The following is a 17,641-nucleotide window of genomic DNA, read 5'->3' as shown; positions in this document are numbered from 1 at the left end:
CATAGAGCCTTCCGTGTCGCTGGGGTCGTTCGAATGATCGGGCCTATTCGTTGCCCTCTTGATGAATCGCGTAGCCTCGCTGCAGCAGGGCTGTGGGCATTGTAGGCTGAGAGCATTCCTCGATGCTGGTCTGCTTGCGCCCCAACGCAGGTCACATGTCGGGAGTTTCCGCCACGGCTTGCGCTGGCCCCATTCGGCCGAACCGGTAGTAGTCTCGATCGGCATCCCTTTTCCCTGGTAAACCAACGCGCGCATCGTTCGCGTACCGCAGACAACTGCTCAATGGCGAGGTGCACGAGGCCAAGCAGGGGACCAAGCAGACCCTTACAATACCGGGTGTTCCGCGCTGTGCGTAAACGGACAGAACTTCGCCACAGCACATTGCGCGCCTGAGCAGGATTGATCTTTACCCATGAACGGACCACCAGCCCCATTGCCTAGCAACCAATCGAATGCCCGCATGGTCCCGGAAAGGCTGCACCTGGGCTGCGGGCGTCACTACCTCGACGGCTACGTGAATGTTGACTACCCACCGTCGGAGCACACGGTTCAGGCAGGTCTGACTGCGGATTTGTATTGCGATCTGACGGCGATGCGCCGGTCGCCCCTCTCGGCGAGCGAGATCCGGCTGCATCATGTGTTCGAGCACTTCCCGCGCACTACCGCACTCGCGCTGCTCTGCCGATGGCGCGAATGGCTGGTACCCGGCGGCACGCTTCGCATCGAGACTCCGGACGTGCGGGCGAGTGCCTGGCTGCTGCTGTCTCCATTCGTGGATTATTCCGGAAAGCAGGAAGTGATTCGCCACCTGTTCGGATCGCATGAGTCGCATTGGGCGGTGCATTGGGACGGCTGGTACGGCAAGCGCTTCAGGCGCACGCTCGAAGCACTGGGCTTCACCCGGATCAGGCTCAGGAAGACACATTGGGGCCACCTGCGCAACATCGAAGTGACGGCCGATCGCGACGAACGCGACCTTGGCTACGATGCACTTCGCAGCGCGGTGCGAGAACTGCTCGCACTCAGCATGGTGCACACGCCGCGCCGCTGGATCGTTCGCCCGCCATCAATTTCACCGTCGGAGCTTGAACTGCTCGAGGTCTGGATGGAGGCCTGGGAACGGAGCTATGCGGGATGAGCGCACCTGAAGGCCGCCTTCAAGCATGATCGTCTGTCAGCTCCAGGGCGGCCTCGGCAACCAGCTTTTCCAGTACGCCCTCGGCCGCACGCTTGCTGCCCGGCATGCAGTGCCGCTTCTGCTGGACACCAAAGTGTTGGACGCATCAGCGGATCGTGCGTTCGCAATCGGTGCGTTCTCCCTGCACGCCCGCACCTTGTCGGCGTCCGAGCGTACGACCCTGCGCCTGCCCTCGCGGCCCATGGGACGGATCGGACGCGTACTGTCGCGCTTCACCGCGCGTCCCCGCATTCCGGTCCTCATCGAACGCAGTTTCGGTTTCGATCCGTCCGTGCTGGCGGCGCCCCCCGAGTGCTACCTGGTCGGCTACTGGCAAAGCTACCGCTACTTCGAGCACAGCGAAGCGATGCTGCGGGACGAACTGCTGCGGCTGCCGCCCGCAAAGGGCGCGAACCTCGCCATGGCCGCGCGTATTGCCGGTACGCCCGCAGTATCCCTGCACGTGCGGCGGGGCGACTACCTGAACCCAGGCACGCGCGACTTTCATGGCCTGTGCGATGAAGCCTACTACCAGCGGGCAGAGGCCCTGCTGCGCGAGCGTATCGGCGATTGCCACCTCTACGTGTTCTCGGACGATCCAACGTGGGCAACCAACAACCTGAAGCTGGTCTCACCGATGACGGTCGTCGATCACAACAACCCAGCGCAGGCGCACGAAGACCTGCGCCTGATGGCGCTCTGCCGGCATCACATCACGGCGAACAGCACGTTCAGCTGGTGGGGCGCCTGGCTCGGAACAAACCCGGACCGGACCGTGATTGCACCACGGCAATGGTTCCAGGCGCCTGGAATGAGCGACGCTGACCTCGTCCCGCCAGCGTGGCTCAGGCTGTGAACATGACGGCAACGACGGTCGTCGAACCCCGGGTCAGCGTGATCCTGCCGGTCTACAACTGCCCCCAGTATGTCGGCGAGGCCATCGACAGCATGCTTGCGCAGGTCGATTGCACGTTCGAGATCGTGGTCGTCGACGATGGATCCACCGATTCCACACCGGAGGTACTGGCCGGTTTCACTGACCCCAGGCTACGCCTGTACCGTCAGGTCAACGCAGGGTTGCCGGCGACCCTCAACCGTGCGATCAGCCTTGCGCGTGGCGAGTACATCGCTCGCCAGGACCAGGATGACGTGTCCCTGCCGACGCGGCTCTGCCGGCAGGTCGCGCTGCTCGATGCGCAGCCGCGCTGCGGTCTGGTCGGTACCTGGGCTGGCATCCTGAACGAACGCATGGCCACGCGCCGCGGACACCGGCATCCGGTCGGAAACCAGGCGCTCCAGCATGAACTGCTGTTCGACAACCCGTTCGTCCATAGTTCCGTGATGCTGCGGCGGTCGGCCCTCGATGACGTGGGGCACTACGCCACCGACCTGGCGCGGCAGCCCCCGGAAGACTATGAGCTCTGGTCGAGAATCGCCAGACGCTGGGAAATCGCCAACATCCCCGAGACGCTGCACCTCTATCGCGAAGTTGCAGGCAGCATGTCGCGTGCGGGTGCATCACCGTTCCGCGAGCACATGGTCACTCTGTGCGCAGAGAATCTCGCAGCGGCGTCTGGACAGGCGGTAGACGACCCGTGCATCGTCAACATCGCCGCGTTACTGCACCGGGCACTTCATCGCATGGCGAGCGTGCCCGATTTCCGGGCGATGACCAACGTGCTGGATCGGATCGTGGAGCGCCGGGTCAACAGCCGCGACCGCGGTCTGTACCGTGGCGACGCGCGCGCGCGCATACGGAGGCTGGAACTGAGCTACCTCGAACTGCGCAATACCGGTAATCTCGTCGGCCACCTGTATCGCGCGCACCGTGCACTTTACAACCGGATGAGCCCACGGAACACATTGCCATGAGTCACCTGGAATGTTGCGTCATCGGGGGTGCAGGCTTCATCGGGCACCATCTCACCCGGCTTCTGGTCGGCTCTGGCCGACGCGTGCGCGTGCTCGGACGATCCGCAGATCCCGGCAACCCGCTGCCGCCCTCCGTGCAGTACCAGGCCGGCGACTACGGTGATCGCGATTTGTTGAAGCAATGGCTGGCCGGTGCAGACGAAGTGATCGATCTCGCTTACGGCACGGTTCCACAAACGAGTTATGTCGACCCGCTGTTCGACATTCGCTCCAACCTTCCGCCAGCGGTAACCCTGCTGCAGGAGGCTGCATCGGCTGGCATAAGGCGGCTGGTCATCGTATCGTCCGGGGGAACCATCTACGGGCAGGCGGCCGCCCTGCCGATCCGGGAAGATCACCCGACCGAGCCGATCTCTCCGTACGGCATCACCAAGTTGACACAGGAGAAGTACGCGATGATGGCGGGCCGCTGCAACGGCTTGCCTGTCGTCATCGCCCGACCAGGTAACGCGTATGGCGATGAACAACGAGCGTTCTCGGGCCAGGGCTTCATTGCCGCCGCGATACAGTCGGTCATCAACGGTGCGCCGCTGGTGATGTACGGCGAACCCGGCACCATCCGCGACTATATCCATGTGAGCGATGTCGCAACCGGCATCCTGGCCGTACTCGAACGCGGCGAAGCCTGCAACGCGTACAACATCGGCACGGGGATCGGCTCGTCGAACCGCGACGTGCTCGACCTGATCGAACCGCTGGCCAGCGCATCAGGCCGTGCCATGCAGGTTAAGGTCCAGTCACCGCGCCGGTTCGACGTGGCGGTGAACGTGCTGGACAGTACGCGCCTGCACCTGGCCTCGGGCTGGCGTCCGAAGATCGCGTTGGCCGAGGGCGTCCGTCGGGCGTGGCTTGCCGCGCTCGCCCAGGCGTGACGGGCGCATGGGCAAGCTGAGCATCCTGCTCGCCTGCGAATTCTATGCGCCGTCGGTGGGCGGTGTGCAGGAAGTGATGCGGCAGATTGCCGAGCGCCTGGTCGCCCGCGGCCACAGCGTGACGGTCGCGACCACTCGTCTGCCAGGGCGAACCACAGAACGGATCAACGGGGTGGAAATCGCCCAGTTCAGTATTGCTGGCAATGCGGTGGCCGGGCTTTCAGGCGAGGTAGGCCGCTACCGGCAGTTCCTGCTTGATGCCCGGTTCGACCTGGTGATGGTGAAGGCGGCCCAGCAGTGGACCTTCGACGCGATGATTGCCGTGCTCGACCAGATACGGATGAAATCGGTATTCATTCCCTGCGGCTTCTCGAAGCTCTTCGAACCAGAGTACGCGGAATACTACCGGGACATGCCCGGCGTACTGCGCAGGTTCGATCGCCTCGTCTTCTACGCTACCCACTACCGCGACATCGATTTCGCGCGGCAGCACGGCATCGACTCGTTCTGCGTACTGCCCAACGGCGCGGACGAACGCGAGTTCTCGGTGCCGCAGGATCCCGCGTTCCGACGGCGCCATTCGATACCAGAAGATGCGTTCCTGATGATCACCGTCGGCAATGTCAACGGCCAGAAGGGGCACCTCGAACTCCTCGAGTCCCTGCCGTGGGTCACCTGCGCGCGCCCGGTCTTCCTGCTGATGATCGGCGCCCGTCCGAGCGCCACGTCGAAGGGGCTGGCACTGGTGCATCAGGTGCGCGCCGCTATCGGCGCACGCGGTCCCGCCGGGCTGGTCGATCTGATACGGCGTCTGCTGAGTCGTGCACGCGAAGCCGGAGCACGCACGGTCGAACCGTCCGCCCCGCGCGCATCGCTGGACACGTTGCTGGCACAGGTCAACGCGCCGGGCACCTTGCCACGGGCCGCACTGATGGCCTTGCCGAGGCAGGAAGTCATTCAAGCCTACCTCAACGCCGACCTGTTCGTATTCGCCTCGAACGTGGAATACTCGCCGCTGGTGCTGTTCGAATCGGCCGCTGCCGGGCTGCCTTTCCTGTCGGTTCCCGTTGGCAACGCAGCGGAGATCGCTGAGTGGACTGGATGCGGCATCATCTGCCCGGCGGCGCAGGATGCGCGCGGCTACACGCGCGTGTCGGCGCAGGTACTCGGGGCAGGCATCTCGCGGCTGGTGGAGAATCAGGCAGGTCTGCGGGCACTCGGGGCGGCCGGCCGGCAACGCTTTCTCGACTCGTACACCTGGGAAGCGATCACCCGGCGTTATGAAGCGCTGTTTTTCGACATCAGCCGGGATTCTGCAGAAGGCCGGTAAACCAACCCTAGCCGGAATCCACTTGATGATCCCAGAACGGTTGCTCTCTCTTGCCCGGCGGCTGCGCGACCGCAGACATGCCCGCACAGACCCGACGCGCAACCCGGGCTGCAGCGCATTCGAGGTCGACTGCCGGCAGCTTTCGCGATTCGTGCAGTCACGGCTGGTGCCACGGGTGGGTTTCCAGCCGTTTCCAGCGCACGAACTGCTGCTCATGAGCGCTGCGGTGTGCAGGCTGAAGCCGAAGGAAATATTCGAGTGGGGCACCAACCTCGGCAAATCCGCCTGGATCTTCGCACGGACTGCGCAGGAATTCTCCATCGATACGACTGTGCATTCGGTCGATCTGCCGGACGAGATCGACCATGCAGAGCATCCACGCCGCCGGCGCGGCGAAATGGTGCGCGACAACCCCCGCGTCTGCCTGCATCTGGGAGATGGCCTGAACGTCTCGTTGGCGCTCTGGCGATCCGGCGGTTGCACGCAGCGCCCGCTCTTCATGATCGACGGCGATCATTCTTACGCGTCGGTGCTGCGAGAGCTGACGGGGATAGCCGAAGCGGTACCCGATGCGGCCATCCTGCTGCACGACACCTTTTTCCAGAGCTCGGAATCGGGCTATAACGTCGGTCCCGATCGCGCGATCGTTGAAGTGATGGAGCGATTCCCCCAGCGTTGGCGACGCATCGACTCGGGTCTCGGACTTCCCGGCATGTCGCTTCTGCACCCCGACCAACCATGATTCGCATGCTGCGCGGCAAGACCGTCCTGATCACCGGCGGCACGGGCTCGTTCGGTCGTGCCGTGCTCGAACGGCTGCGCCGGATCTTCAGCCGCGACGAACTGAAGCAGGAACTGATGCGGGTCGAACTCGCTGACCCGTCGATCCAGTTCATCGTCGGTGACGTGCGCAGCTGCGACAGCGGCGATGCTCCGGTGTACATCGACATGCCGACGCTGCACACCCACGACATCCGGAACACCGGTCACGACGATCTGTTCACCCTGTTCTGGTCGCACGAGATCTTCGATCCTGCGGCGCCCGATACCTACCCCGAGGCGGTCTGATGAAGAAACTGAAGGTGATGGCCATCGTCGGCACCCGGCCGGAACTGATCCGCCTGTCGCGGGTGCTGGCGCGGCTCGACCAGGCCACCGAGCTGGTGCTGGTGCATACCGGGCAGAACTACGACTACTCGCTGAACGATGTCTTCTTCGAGGAACTCGGCATCCGCCGTCCCGACCACTTCCTGGCCGCCGCGTCACCCGGCTCCACCGCGATCGATACCATCGGCCAGACCCTGATGCGTGTCGACCCGGTGCTCGAGGCCGAGAAGCCGGACGCGGTGCTGATCCTCGGCGATACCAACAGCTGCCTCTCGGCGATCGCCTGCAAGCGGCGCAAGATCCCGGTGTTCCACATGGAAGCCGGCAACCGCTGCTTCGACGAACGCGTGCCGGAAGAACTCAACCGGCGCATCGTCGACCACATCTCCGACATCAACCTGCCCTACAGCGACATCGCACGCGACTACCTGCTGCGCGAGGGCCTTCCGCCCGACCGGGTCATCAAGACCGGCAGCCCGATGCACGAGGTGCTGCACCATTACCTGCCGCGCATCGAGGCATCGGACGTGTTGACCCGGATCGAGCTGCATGCCCGCGAATACTTCGTGGTCAGCCTGCACCGCGAAGAGAACGTCGATCCGCCGGCCGCACTTGAGCGCATCGCGGCAATGCTCGATGCGCTGGCCCGCAAGTTCCGCCAGCGCATCATCTTCAGCACCCATCCGCGCACGCGCAATCGCCTCGCCGAGCGGGCAGCGACGCTCGACCCGCTGGTCGAACTGCACACCCCGTTCGGCTTCCTCGACTACGTCCAGCTCCAGCGCAATGCACGTGCGGTGCTGTCCGACAGCGGCACGATCAGCGAGGAGTCGTCGATCCTCGACTTCCCGGCGCTGAACCTGCGCGAGGCGCATGAGCGCCCGGAAGCAATGGAGGAGGCGGCGGTGATGATGGTCGGCCTCGACACCGACCGCGTGCTGCAGGGGCTTAAGGTGCTCGAGACCCAGTCGCGCGGCGAGCCGGCCGGCAGCCCGGCGCGCACGCTAGCGCCGGTGGCCGACTACCACCGCCCGGCGGTGTCCGAAAAGGTGCTGCGCATCATCCTGGGCTATACCGACTACGTGAACCGGGTGGTGTGGCGCAAGGCATGAGCACAGCGACGGGTGAACTGCTGTCCCCGCTGCTGGCCCTGCTGGTCGCAGCCGCCACGCTGGCCTGGCTGCTAGGCCCGGGCCGCGCGCGGCTGCCGATGGATCGGCCGAACGAACGATCGCTGCACCAGGTACCGGTCCCGCGCAGCGGCGGCGTGGCAGTGGTCGCGGGCGTGCTCGCCGCCTGCCTGCCCGGCTGGCCAGCCCATGGTGTGCTTGCCGGCTGCGTGGTAGTGCTCGCAGCACTGTCGTTCGCGGATGACTGGCGCAGCCTGCCGATCGCCCTTCGCTTCGGCCTGCACGCGGGGGCGGCCGGCGCGTTCGTCTGGCTCGCGCTGCCGCCGCTGCCGTTGGCCTGGCAGGCGGCGACCGCCTTCCTGATCGCCTGGTCGATCAACCTCTACAACTTCATGGACGGCTCGGACGGGCTGGCCGGCGGCATGGCCGTTTGCGGATTCGGCACCCTGGCCGCCGCATTCGCGCTCGGCGGCGATCCGCAGCTCGCGTCACTGTCGCTGGCGATCGCGGTGGCATCGGCCGTGTTCCTGAAGGCCAACTTCCATCCGGCGCGCATCTTCCTCGGCGATGTCGGCTCGGTCCCGCTCGGCTTCCTGGCCGGGGCGCTCGGTGCGGCAGGCGTGGCCGGCGGACGCTTCCCGGCGTGGTTCCCGTTCGTGGTCTTCGCGCCCTTCTTCGTCGATGCGACGGCCACCCTGCTGCGCCGGATGCTGCGCGGCGAACGCTTCTGGCAGGCCCATCGCGAGCACTACTACCAACGCCTGGTAAGGATCGGCTGGGGCCATCGTCGGACGGCCCTTGCGGAATACGGCCTGATGGCCGCCGGTGCCGCTGTGGCGCTGGCCGCGCTGCGGCTGCCGGTGGCCGGCCAGGCGCTGCTGCTCGGCGCGTGGGGCGCGGCGTTGCTCGCGGCGATGGCCGCAGTGGATCGCCGCTGGCAGGCGGGCCGGGCGACCGAGGCGCCACCGCCGTAGCGCAGCGCCGCATCGCGGCACCACACGACAGCGACGCAGGACAGCGCCGTAGTATCATTCAAAGGTCATGTCCGTTCAGCCCGGCAGCCTCACCGATCCCTGCATGAGCGGGCCCGGCCTTCCCGGCGGCGGTCCCTGCTGATGCAGGTCAGCGTCCGCTTGCGTACCGCACTGGCCATCGTCCACGATGTGGTCGCGGCGGGCGTCGCCTGGTGCGCGGCGTTCTGGCTGCGCTTCAACCTCGAGATACCCGAGCCCTTCTTCAGTGCAATGCTGACCTCCCTGGCCTGGGTGGTACCGTTGCAGGCTGCGGTGTTCTGGATGTCCGGCCTGTACCGCGGCATCTGGCGCTATGCGAGCGTCCCGGACGTGCTGCGTATCGTGTTCGCGGTGCTGGTCGCGGCGATGGCGGTGGCGATGGTGCTCACGCTTCAGGGTAAGTCCACCGGCGTGCCGCGCTCGGTGCTGATCCTCGACCCGCTGCTGCTGGCGATGGCGATGGGCGGCAGCCGGATCCTGTACCGGATCTGGCGCGAGCAACGCCAGGCACGATCCGGCGCCGCTCGCTCGGTCTATGTGCTGGGCGCCGGCGATGCAGCGGCCGGCCTGATCAAGGAGTTCTCGCGCAGCGGCGAATGGCGCGTGGTCGCATTGTTCGACGACAACACGGGGCGCCATGGCCGTTCGATCCACGGCGTGAAGGTGTTCGGGGCGCTGGACACGCTGCGCGACGCGCTCGTCTCGATGCGGGCGACGCACGCGATCATCGCGATGCCCTCGGCCAGCCACCAGGACCGCAAGCGCGCTGCCGACCTCGCGAACGCGGCCGGTCTGCAGGTGCTGACGGTGCCGTCGTTCGACGACCTGGTCAGCGGCAAGGTGACGGTCTCGCAGATCCGCGCGGTCGAACTGGACGACCTGCTCGGGCGCGATCCGGTGGTGCTCGACAGCCAAGGCCTCAACGGCTGGATCGCCGACCGGGTGGTGATGGTCACGGGCGCCGGCGGCTCGATCGGATCTGAACTCTGCCGCCAGATCGCGCGCTTCGGTCCGCGGCTGCTGGTGATGGTCGAGTCGTCGGAGTTTTCGCTCTACCAGGTCGAGCAGGAGTTCGCCGGCAAGGTCCGGATCGTCGCCGTCGCCGGGGACGTCCGCTCGCCAGTGCGCATGGCACAGGTGATGCGGCAGTACCGTCCGACCGTCGTGCTGCACGCCGCAGCCTACAAGCACGTGCCACTGATGGAGACCGACAACTGTGCCGAGGCGGTGCTCAACAACGTCGCCGGCACCTGGTCGGTAGCGCAGGCGGCGGTGGATGCCGGCGTCGAGAAGTTCGTCTTCGTGTCGACGGACAAGGCGGTCAACCCGACCAACGTGATGGGCGCCACCAAGCGGCTGGCCGAGATCGTCTGCGAGCGGCTGCAGGAGACCACTGCCGGCACCCGGTTCGTGATGGTGCGTTTCGGCAACGTACTGGGCAGCGCCGGCAGCGTGATCCCGCGTTTCCGCGACCAGATCGCCGCTGGCGGCCCGGTGACGGTCACCCATCCCGAGATCACCCGCTTCTTCATGTCGATCCCCGAGGCGGCGCAACTGGTGCTGCAGGCCGGCCTGATGGGCAAGGGCGGCGAGATCTTCGTGCTCGACATGGGCGAGCCGGTGCGGATCGCCGATCTCGCGCGCTCGATGATCCGGCTGTCCGGCTTCAGCGAGGACGAGATCCGCATCGTCTACAGCGGGCTGCGGCCGGGCGAGAAACTGTTCGAGGAACTGCTTGCCGACGACGAGACGACTCTGCCCACACCGCACCACAAGCTGCGCATCGCACAGGCCCGTCCGGCCTGCAGCGACTTCCTGGAGCGCCTCGCGCTCTGGCTGACCGAGTTGCAGTCCGGGCCGGTCAGCGACGGCGCGGTCAAGCAGAAACTTGCACAGTTCGTCCCCGAGTACCAGCCGCAGCAGCTCGAACCGGAGGGCTCACACGCGCCTTCGTGACGCGCCCACGACGTGCGACACCACATCAGCCACGGCGATGCCATGCCCAGGCGGTCTCGACGATCGTATCCAGGTCGCTGAGTTCTTGTCGCCAGCCGAGCTCGCGCCCGATCCGATCGGCATTGGCGACGAGAACGGCAGGATCGCCCGGCCGGCGCGCAGCGGCGACGAAGGGCACCGGCAGACCGGTGACGCGCCGTACGCTTTCGATGACCTCCAGCACCGAATGCCCGGCGCCGGTGCCGACGTTGTAGATCGCGCTCGGCGCGTCGGCCTGTAGCGCTTCGAGCGCGAGCAGGTGCGCGCTGGCCAGGTCGCACACATGCACGTAGTCGCGAACGCAGGAGCCGTCCGGCGTGGGCCAGTCGAGGCCGAAAACCTGTGCGGCCGGACGCTGACCAAGGGCCACTTGCATTAAACTCGGGATCAGATGGGTTTCAGGGTCATGGCGCTCGCCGACAGGGCGCTCGGGGTGCGCGCCTGCGGCATTGAAGTACCGTAGCGACATGTAGCGCAGGCCATGCGCAGTCTCGACTTCGAACAGCAGGCGCTCGATCACCGCCTTGGTGGAACCGTACGGGCTGGTCGCACGCAGGGGATGCGCTTCGGTGATCGGGACCGATTCGGGGTGACCATAGACTGCGGCAGTGGAAGAAAAGATGAGGTTGCGAACCCCGGCTTCCCGCATGGCGTCCAGCAACTCGACCGTTTTCGCGACGTTGTTCCGGTAGTACATGAGCGGATGCTGAACCGACTCGCCGACCAGTGAAGAGGCAGCGAAATGCATGACCGCATGTACCTGGTGTTTCTTCAGCAGGGCGGCCACCGTCCTGCGATCGCCGAAGTCGCCTTCGACGAACGGAACGCCAGGGTGAAGCAGGTCCCGATGGCCGGTGGCCAGATTGTCGAGAACCACGGGTGCCCATCCCGCATCCACCAATGATGCAACCATGTGGGAGCCTATGTAGCCGGCGCCGCCAAGTACCAGCACGGCCCGTCCATCGTTACGCCCATTCGTCATTCGTCGCCCCCTGAAATGCGCCACTCCATCTGCCGCTGGATCGCCTCGAGTATATTGCGCACGCCCGACGGCGGGCGTGGGGCCCGCGCTTCGCAACGCCCGGTCAGGTAGACCCCATGTTCAGCATCCTTGTTCCGACCTGGAACAACCTCGAGTACCTGCAGCTCTGCGTGGCGGGGATCCGCAAGCACACGTCCGTCCCGTACGAGATCCTCGTCCACGTGAACGAAGGCACCGACGGCACCCCTGAGTGGCTGCAATCGCAGGGCATCCGGTACACGTCCAGCAAACGCAACCTCGGCGTCTGCATGTCGTTGAACGAACTGGCGATGCATGCCACGCAGCCCTGGATCGCCTACCTGAATGACGATATGTTCTGCTGCCCGGGCTGGGATACCGCCTTTGCGCGGGCGATCGCGCAGGCCCCGACCGACCTCGCGCTCTACTCTTCGCGACTGATAGAACCCTTCCCGAGCAAGGTCCCGTTCATCGATTGTTTCGATGCCGGGCGAACGCCGCCCGAATTCGACGAGCAGGCGCTGCTCGAGGCAGTGGCCGGCCTGCCCTCGGCGGACGTCGATGGCGAAGGGTCGCAGCCGACCGTGGTCTCCCGCCTCTGGTGGCACAGGCTGGGCGGCTACGGAATCGAGTATTCTCCCGGCATGTCCTCGGACGACGACTTCCTGCTGAAGATGTGGGCGGTGGGTTGCCGCAGGTTCAAGGTAGTGGGTGACAGCCATGTCTACCATTTCTCCCAGCGCAGCACGGGACGGATCCGGAAGAACAAGGGTGGGCACACCCTCCTGCTCAAGTGGGGCCTGACATCGAAGCACTTCCGCGCCGAGCGCAAGCGGCTGCTCGCAGAGGGTGCCGACACGGGCATCCTGGAGCCTTCGCTGGCGAACCGCCTGCGCCGGGCATGGCTCGCCGCGTCGTCCCGTTATCCGCTGCTCGATACCGACCGGTTCGCACAGAGCCTGTCATCGACCCGGGAAGGTGACGACTGAATGGACAGGCATCCACATCCGGCATGTCCCGGATCAGCGCAAAGGATCAGCACTTGACCTCGCTTCGCCGCATCCTCGTCGTGTGCCCCGGCAACGCGGTCACCGGCGGACCGGAAGCCCTGCATCAGCTGGTGGACGCCATGCGCCGCGCCGGACATCCCGCCTTCATCGTGTACTGGCCTCCGGGCCGCACGTTCGAGGTTCCGCCGCCCTATGCGCAGTACGATGCACCGCAGGCGCCGTACGAAGACCTGCCGGGCGAGCTGATCGTCTTCCCCGAGGTGATGCCTTCGGACGCATTGAAGGTGCGCCAGGCGGAGGCAGCCCTGTGGTGGCTGTCCCTGGACAACTTCCTCTGCCGGAAGAACGTCAACCCGTTGCGCGACTGGTCGCAGTACTGGAAGCGGGCCCTGCGCGGGCAGCGTCCCTGGAACGGTGCCAGGGGCCTGCATCGACTTCGCCATCTCTCCCAGACCGAGCACGCGACCGCCTACCTGCGCGCCTGCGGCATCGAACCCGAACCGCTGATCGACTACATCAATGTCGACCATTTCGTCGATCAGACGCCGGCACTGATCGCCGGCAAGCAGAAGCGGATCCTCTACAACCCGACCAAGGGCAAGGCGTTCGTCGATCGCCTGCGCGCCGCGCGACCGGACTGGGACTTCCAGCCGCTGCAGGGGCTGAACCGCGACCAGTTGTCGGAGCTGCTGGACGCGTCGCGCCTGTACGTCGACTTCGGCCACCATCCGGGCCGGGACCGGCTGCCGCGCGAAGCGGCGTCGCATGGATGCTGCATCGTATCCGGCCGGCTCGGATCGGCCGGCAACGACATCGACCTGCCGATCCCGGCCCGGTACAAGTTCGACACCCGCGCCCCGGACTTCGTGGAGCGCGCCGTCCCGCTGCTCGAAAGCATCCTCGCCGACTTCGAGACACACCACCGGGCGTTCGAGTCGTACCGGCAATGGGTGCGGGCGGAGTACAGGATCTTCGATGAGCAGGTTCGCGCCGTGCTGTCGACCACGCCTGGCTGAGCGCAGGTACTCGAACGGATACCGCCGTTGAACGATCGACACGACCGATACGAACAGTGCCTGGCCTGGTACGCCACGGCCGTGCTCTGCTTCGCGATCGTCGGCCTGCTCTCGATACGGAGTGCAGCGAACCTGTCCGTGCTGCTGCTGCTCGTCCCTGCGTTGCTGCGCGTTCGCGGCGACCTGTCCAGGGCTCGCGACCTGGGCGTACTGCAGCCGCTCGGCTTCATCGCCATCGCGTTGTGCCTGCCGCTGGTGTCGGTCATCCTCGGCGAGCTTCTCAGGGGCGATTTTTCCGCCAAGCCACTGGACGCGCCGTCGCGGCTGGCCTTCTGCGTCCTGCCCATGCTCATGCTGTGGGCGTTGCGCGTGAATGTCGCCAGGCTGGTCCGCTTCAGTGCGCCGATCGCGCTGGTGGTCACGCTGGTGGTCACGCTCGCCTTTCCCCAGTACACGCAGAACTGGGGCGGACGCTTCGCCACCCGGTTCGTCGACCCCAACTCGCTCGGGGCATTCTCTGCCATGCTGTGCGCGCTGTGCCTGTTCGGCCTTCGCCGGCGCCGGGGCGACGACCGCGTCGACCGCGCAGCCTTCTGGCTGGCCCTGGTCGGACTCGGAGCAGGCCTCTGGTTGATCCTCGGCGCCGGTTCGCGCGGCGGCATGGTGGCCTACTGTGTGGTGCTCGTCGGCTGGCTGGTCAGCGTCAGGCCGAGGTTCGATCCGAAAGTCGTGGCCATTTCGGCCATGGCCGCTGCCGCGATACTTTCGGTGAACCTGGCGGTCAACCGGGCACCGGTCGCGCTCTTCGCGTCGGCACCGGTCGAGGTGCACAAGTGGCTGACCCGGACGGACCCTGACACCTCATCCGGGCAGCGGCTGTCGATGTGGCTGATCTCCGTCGAACTGATCGCCCGCAGGCCGTTCGCGGGGTATGGCGATCGCGGGCTGGCGGCGCAGGTCCATGATCCGGTCATCGTCGAGATGGCCACGCCGCTGGCGCGCAGAACGCTCGCGAACAATGGCCCGCACAACGAGATCCTCGCCGCAGCACTGCGCTCGGGCGTTCATGGCGGCATTGCCGTGATCGTGCTGTTCATGGTGCCAGCCGTCGCCTTCTGGCGCAGGCGCAACGAGCCCGATCCGGATGTCGCGATGGCCTGCCGTCTCGGGCTGGGCCTCCTGCTGGCCATGGCCGCAGGCTCCATCACCATCGAAGTGTTCACGCTCAAGTACGCCGCCAGCGGATTCGGGCTGCTGCTGGCCGCGCTCGCGGCGCAGGCACTGCGCGTCACGAACCAGTCCCGCTTCCCGGCTGGGGGTGCTTCCCGGGAAGCTGCCGGATGACTTCGACCACCAGCCCTCGACCGCGACTGTCCGCCGTGATCATCGCATTCAACGAGGCCGGGCGGATCGGGCGCTGCATCGACTCGTTGCGCTTCGCCGACGAGGTCATCGTCCTCGATGGCGGCAGCAACGACGACACCGTAGCGATCGCGCGGGCGCGGGGTGCGCGAGTGGAGATCGCCACCGAGTGGCCCGGCTTCGGCCCGCAGAAGAACCGGGCGATTGCGCTTGCCACTGGTGACTGGATCCTTTCGCTGGACGCCGACGAGTGGGTCGACGCATCCCTGGCGTCGGCGATCACCGCAGCAACCGCCGACGCCGCGTCGCCCTCGGTCTGGCGGATGCCGCGCCGGTCGCGATTCTGCGGGCAGGTCATGCGCCATTCGGGCTGGTGGCCCGACCACGTGACGCGCCTGTGGCGGCGAGGCTCCGCACGCTTCTCCGACGACCTCGTGCACGAGCGGGTGATTGCCGGCCCGTCGCCGGTGGGCACGTTTGTCGAACCCGTCGACCACGAGTCGTTCACCAGCCTCGAGCAGGTGATCGACAAGATGAATCGCTATTCGACCGACGGCGCCCGGATGATGCTCGCGCGCGGCGCGCAGGGGTCGGTCGGCCGCGCGCTCGGCCACGGCCTGTGGACGTTCATCCGCACCTACGTGCTGCGGCTGGGCTTCCTCGATGGCCGACACGGGTTGCTGCTGGCGATCGCGAACGCGGAAGGCAGCTACTACCGCTACCTGAAGTTGATGCTCCTGCGCCGGCGATGATGCAGATCGCGATAGTGATCACCACCTACAACCGGCCGGACGCGCTCGAGCGTGCCCTGTCGGCCTACTGCGCGCAGGACGACCTCGACATCGAACTGCTGGTGGCCGACGACGGCTCCACCGGCAGCACGCGTTCGGTGGTGGAGCAATTCACCGCAAGGGCGCCGTTTCCGGTGCGTCATGTCTGGCACGAAGACAGGGGCTTTCGCGCCGGCGCGATCCGCAACCGCGCGATCGCCGCCACATCGGCCGACTACGTGGTGTTCACCGACGGCGACTGCGTGCCGCTGGCCGGCTTCGTACGCAATCACCGCAGGCTTGCCGAACCGGGCTGGTTTGTCGCTGGCAACCGGATACTGCTGTCCCGAGCGTTCACCGACCACGTGCTGGCAGTGCCGCCGGTGGCGCTGGAAGCTCTCCCGGCTGCAGAATGGGCGCGGCGTTTCCTTCGCCGCGACGTGAACCGGCTGGCGCCGTTGTGGCATGTCGGTGTGGGCGACCTGCTAGGTTGGCGCAAGGTCCAGCCCGCCCGATGGCAGGGTGCCAAGAGCTGCAATCTCGGTGCCTGGCGCACCGACCTTGTACGCGTCAATGGATTCGACAACGCCTACAGCGGCTGGGGACTCGAGGACTCGGACCTGGTCATCCGGCTGCTGCACGCCGGCGTTCGGCACAAGAACGGTCGCTTCGGCACGCCACTGGCCCACCTGTGGCATCCAGACAACGATCGCAGTAGGCTGGCCGAGAACCGCAGCCGTCTGGACGCGCTCGCGGCATCCGATCGCATCCGGGCCGAGAACGGCCTCGAGCAGCATGCCGACTGAAGCCAGGACAGCCGTCCTGTTGCCGATGCCGGCGCCGCCAAGACGCGTGCTGGTCGTGGTCACGCGCCGCATCGGGGATGTGCTGTTGACCACGCCGCTGATCGCATCGCTTCGCGCCGCATGGCCCGGTGCGCGCCTGGACGCACTGGTGTTCGCCGGGACCGGCGGCGTACTGGCTGGCCTGCCTATCGTCGATACGGTGATCGAGGTGGCCGAACGGCCCTCCACTCGCGCGCATGCGCTGTTGCTGCGCCAGATCGCGGGCCGTTACGACCTCGCGCTGAGCACGATCCCGGGCGATCGCCCGACGCTGTATGCACGCATTGCCGGACGACGTGCGCTCGGGGTACATCTGAGCGGACCCAAGCACCTGTGGAAACGCCGCCTGCTCAGCGCATCGGTTCCGTACGACGACTGCGATACGCATACCGTCCTGCAGAACCTCCGGCTCGCCGATGCATTGGGGATCGAAAGGCTGCCCGCAGTCCATGTCGCCACGGGCTCAGCCCTGCCCGCCGGGATCGCTTCGGAGCTGGACCGCGCGCCGTTCGTGGTCGTGCATCCGTGGCCCCGCTTCCGGTACAAGATGTGGCATGACGATGGCTTCGTCACCTTCGGACAGTGGGCACGCACGCAGGGGCTGCGCGTGGTCCTTTCCGGGTCAGGCTCGCCCGACGAAACAGCCTACGTGCAATCGCTGCGTGGCCAGCTGCCGCAGGACACGATCGACCTCGCCGGCCGCGTGTCGCTGGGGCAGCTGGCGAGCGTGCTGCAACGGGCGACCTTCTACCTGGGGCCGGATACCGTCGTGACACACATGGCGGCCGCGCTGGGCATCCCGACCCTCGCGCTGTTCGGTCCGTCGAACCCTGTGCGATGGGGGCCGTGGCCAGCCGCATACGCCGGGTACACGAGCCCGTGGCAGCGCGTCGGCAGCGGGCGGGTCGGCAACGTGCATCTACTGCAGGGTGTCGCCCCCTGCGCACCCGGCGTACCATGCCTGCTGGAGGGATGCGAGCGCCATGTGGACAGCGGATCGGATTGCCTCACCCGCCTGCCTGCCTCGCGCGTGATCGATGCGGCGACCGGATTCCTGGCCGATCGGGACAGACCGTGACCCG

Annotated in this window: 16 protein-coding genes and 1 pseudogene; 16 read left to right on the top strand and 1 reads right to left on the bottom strand. The window is 66.4% G+C overall.

The genetic code is table 11. The annotated features are described in order from the left end of the window. The first annotated feature begins 412 nt into the window (after positions 1–412). The 10 genes and pseudogenes from ING98_05730 (at position 413) to ING98_05685 (ending at position 10,517) form a co-directional block, all read left to right on the top strand. Positions 413–1,138 (top strand): hypothetical protein, encoded by a 726-nt coding sequence (locus ING98_05730; GenBank protein MCA3101353.1) that lies wholly within the window; start codon positions 413–415, stop codon positions 1,136–1,138. A gap of 109 nt (positions 1,139–1,247) precedes the next feature. Continuing rightward, entirely contained in the window at positions 1,248–2,033 is a 786-nt protein-coding gene (locus tag ING98_05725; protein MCA3101352.1) for an alpha-1,2-fucosyltransferase, read from the top strand. Between the two features lie 2 nt (positions 2,034–2,035). After that, on the top strand, positions 2,036–3,049 hold the full coding sequence (locus ING98_05720) for a glycosyltransferase family 2 protein (protein ID MCA3101351.1): 1,014 nt from the start codon (positions 2,036–2,038) through the stop codon (positions 3,047–3,049). Next, entirely contained in the window at positions 3,046–3,981 is a 936-nt protein-coding gene (locus ING98_05715) for an NAD-dependent epimerase/dehydratase family protein (protein MCA3101350.1), read from the top strand. Before ING98_05720 ends, ING98_05715 begins: the two co-directional genes overlap by 4 nt. 16 nt (positions 3,982–3,997) lie before the next feature. Beyond that, positions 3,998–5,311 (top strand): glycosyltransferase family 4 protein, encoded by a 1,314-nt coding sequence (locus ING98_05710; GenBank protein MCA3101349.1) that lies wholly within the window; start codon positions 3,998–4,000, stop codon positions 5,309–5,311. A 22-nt stretch (positions 5,312–5,333) separates the two neighbouring features. After that, positions 5,334–6,053, top strand: coding sequence for a class I SAM-dependent methyltransferase (locus ING98_05705; protein ID MCA3101348.1), 720 nt, complete (start codon positions 5,334–5,336; stop codon positions 6,051–6,053). 5 nt (positions 6,054–6,058) lie between these two features. After that, positions 6,059–6,181 (top strand): annotated as a pseudogene (locus tag ING98_05700) (UDP-glucose 4-epimerase). Positions 6,182–6,378: 197 nt separating this feature from the next. Then, complete coding sequence (gene wecB, locus ING98_05695; GenBank protein ID MCA3101347.1) at positions 6,379–7,530, top strand: UDP-N-acetylglucosamine 2-epimerase (non-hydrolyzing); 1,152 nt, start codon at positions 6,379–6,381, stop codon at positions 7,528–7,530. Next, complete coding sequence (locus ING98_05690) at positions 7,527–8,522, top strand: glycosyltransferase family 4 protein (protein MCA3101346.1); 996 nt, start codon at positions 7,527–7,529, stop codon at positions 8,520–8,522. Before wecB ends, ING98_05690 begins: the two co-directional genes overlap by 4 nt. Positions 8,523–8,663: 141 nt before the next feature. Further along, a complete protein-coding gene (locus ING98_05685; GenBank protein MCA3101345.1) occupies positions 8,664–10,517 on the top strand; it encodes a polysaccharide biosynthesis protein in 1,854 nt (617 codons plus the stop codon). Positions 10,518–10,542: 25 nt separating this feature from the next. Here ING98_05685 and galE read toward each other — a convergent pair whose 3' ends face one another. After that, positions 10,543–11,538 (bottom strand): UDP-glucose 4-epimerase GalE, encoded by a 996-nt coding sequence (galE, locus tag ING98_05680; GenBank protein MCA3101344.1) that lies wholly within the window; start codon positions 11,536–11,538, stop codon positions 10,543–10,545. Positions 11,539–11,654: 116 nt separating this feature from the next. Here galE and ING98_05675 point away from each other — a divergent pair, with 116 nt between their 5' ends. The 6 genes from ING98_05675 to ING98_05650 are packed head-to-tail and all read left to right on the top strand — an operon-like array spanning position 11,655 to position 17,637. Beyond that, positions 11,655–12,545 carry a glycosyltransferase family 2 protein gene (locus tag ING98_05675; protein ID MCA3101343.1) on the top strand — a complete coding sequence of 297 codons (891 nt, stop codon included), beginning with the start codon at positions 11,655–11,657 and terminating at the stop codon, positions 12,543–12,545. Between the two features lie 53 nt (positions 12,546–12,598). Then, positions 12,599–13,582, top strand: coding sequence for a hypothetical protein (locus tag ING98_05670; GenBank protein MCA3101342.1), 984 nt, complete (start codon positions 12,599–12,601; stop codon positions 13,580–13,582). Positions 13,583–13,609: 27 nt separating this feature from the next. Further along, positions 13,610–14,926 carry an O-antigen ligase family protein gene (locus tag ING98_05665; GenBank protein MCA3101341.1) on the top strand — a complete coding sequence of 439 codons (1,317 nt, stop codon included), beginning with the start codon at positions 13,610–13,612 and terminating at the stop codon, positions 14,924–14,926. Beyond that, entirely contained in the window at positions 14,923–15,696 is a 774-nt protein-coding gene (locus tag ING98_05660; GenBank protein ID MCA3101340.1) for a glycosyltransferase family 2 protein, read from the top strand. Before ING98_05665 ends, ING98_05660 begins: the two co-directional genes overlap by 4 nt. After that, positions 15,693–16,520, top strand: coding sequence for a glycosyltransferase family 2 protein (locus ING98_05655; GenBank protein MCA3101339.1), 828 nt, complete (start codon positions 15,693–15,695; stop codon positions 16,518–16,520). The genes ING98_05660 and ING98_05655 overlap by 4 nt, the downstream gene beginning before the upstream one ends. Beyond that, entirely contained in the window at positions 16,510–17,637 is a 1,128-nt protein-coding gene (locus ING98_05650) for a glycosyltransferase family 9 protein (protein MCA3101338.1), read from the top strand. The genes ING98_05655 and ING98_05650 overlap by 11 nt, the downstream gene beginning before the upstream one ends. Positions 17,638–17,641 lie beyond the last annotated feature (4 nt).

This window comes from Rhodocyclaceae bacterium, from assembly GCA_020248265.1.
Taxonomy (GTDB): domain Bacteria; phylum Pseudomonadota; class Gammaproteobacteria; order Burkholderiales; family CAIKXV01; genus CAIKXV01.
This window is presented reverse-complemented; position numbering and strand designations above follow the sequence as displayed.

Excerpts from the sequence above, each read along its gene's own strand:
- wecB (MCA3101347.1), top strand. The coding sequence starts at position 6,379 with ATGAAGAAACTGAAGGTGATGGCCATCGTCGGCACCCGGCCGGAACTG.
- ING98_05655 (MCA3101339.1), top strand. The coding sequence starts at position 15,693 with ATGATGCAGATCGCGATAGTGATCACCACCTACAACCGGCCGGACGCG.
- ING98_05685 (MCA3101345.1), top strand. The coding sequence starts at position 8,664 with ATGCAGGTCAGCGTCCGCTTGCGTACCGCACTGGCCATCGTCCACGAT.
- ING98_05660 (MCA3101340.1), top strand. The coding sequence starts at position 14,923 with ATGACTTCGACCACCAGCCCTCGACCGCGACTGTCCGCCGTGATCATC.
- ING98_05715 (MCA3101350.1), top strand. The coding sequence starts at position 3,046 with ATGAGTCACCTGGAATGTTGCGTCATCGGGGGTGCAGGCTTCATCGGG.
- ING98_05690 (MCA3101346.1), top strand. The coding sequence starts at position 7,527 with ATGAGCACAGCGACGGGTGAACTGCTGTCCCCGCTGCTGGCCCTGCTG.
- ING98_05720 (MCA3101351.1), top strand. The coding sequence starts at position 2,036 with ATGACGGCAACGACGGTCGTCGAACCCCGGGTCAGCGTGATCCTGCCG.
- ING98_05650 (MCA3101338.1), top strand. The coding sequence starts at position 16,510 with ATGCCGACTGAAGCCAGGACAGCCGTCCTGTTGCCGATGCCGGCGCCG.
- ING98_05675 (MCA3101343.1), top strand. The coding sequence starts at position 11,655 with ATGTTCAGCATCCTTGTTCCGACCTGGAACAACCTCGAGTACCTGCAG.
- galE (MCA3101344.1), bottom strand. The coding sequence starts at position 11,538 with ATGACGAATGGGCGTAACGATGGACGGGCCGTGCTGGTACTTGGCGGC.
- ING98_05730 (MCA3101353.1), top strand. The coding sequence starts at position 413 with ATGAACGGACCACCAGCCCCATTGCCTAGCAACCAATCGAATGCCCGC.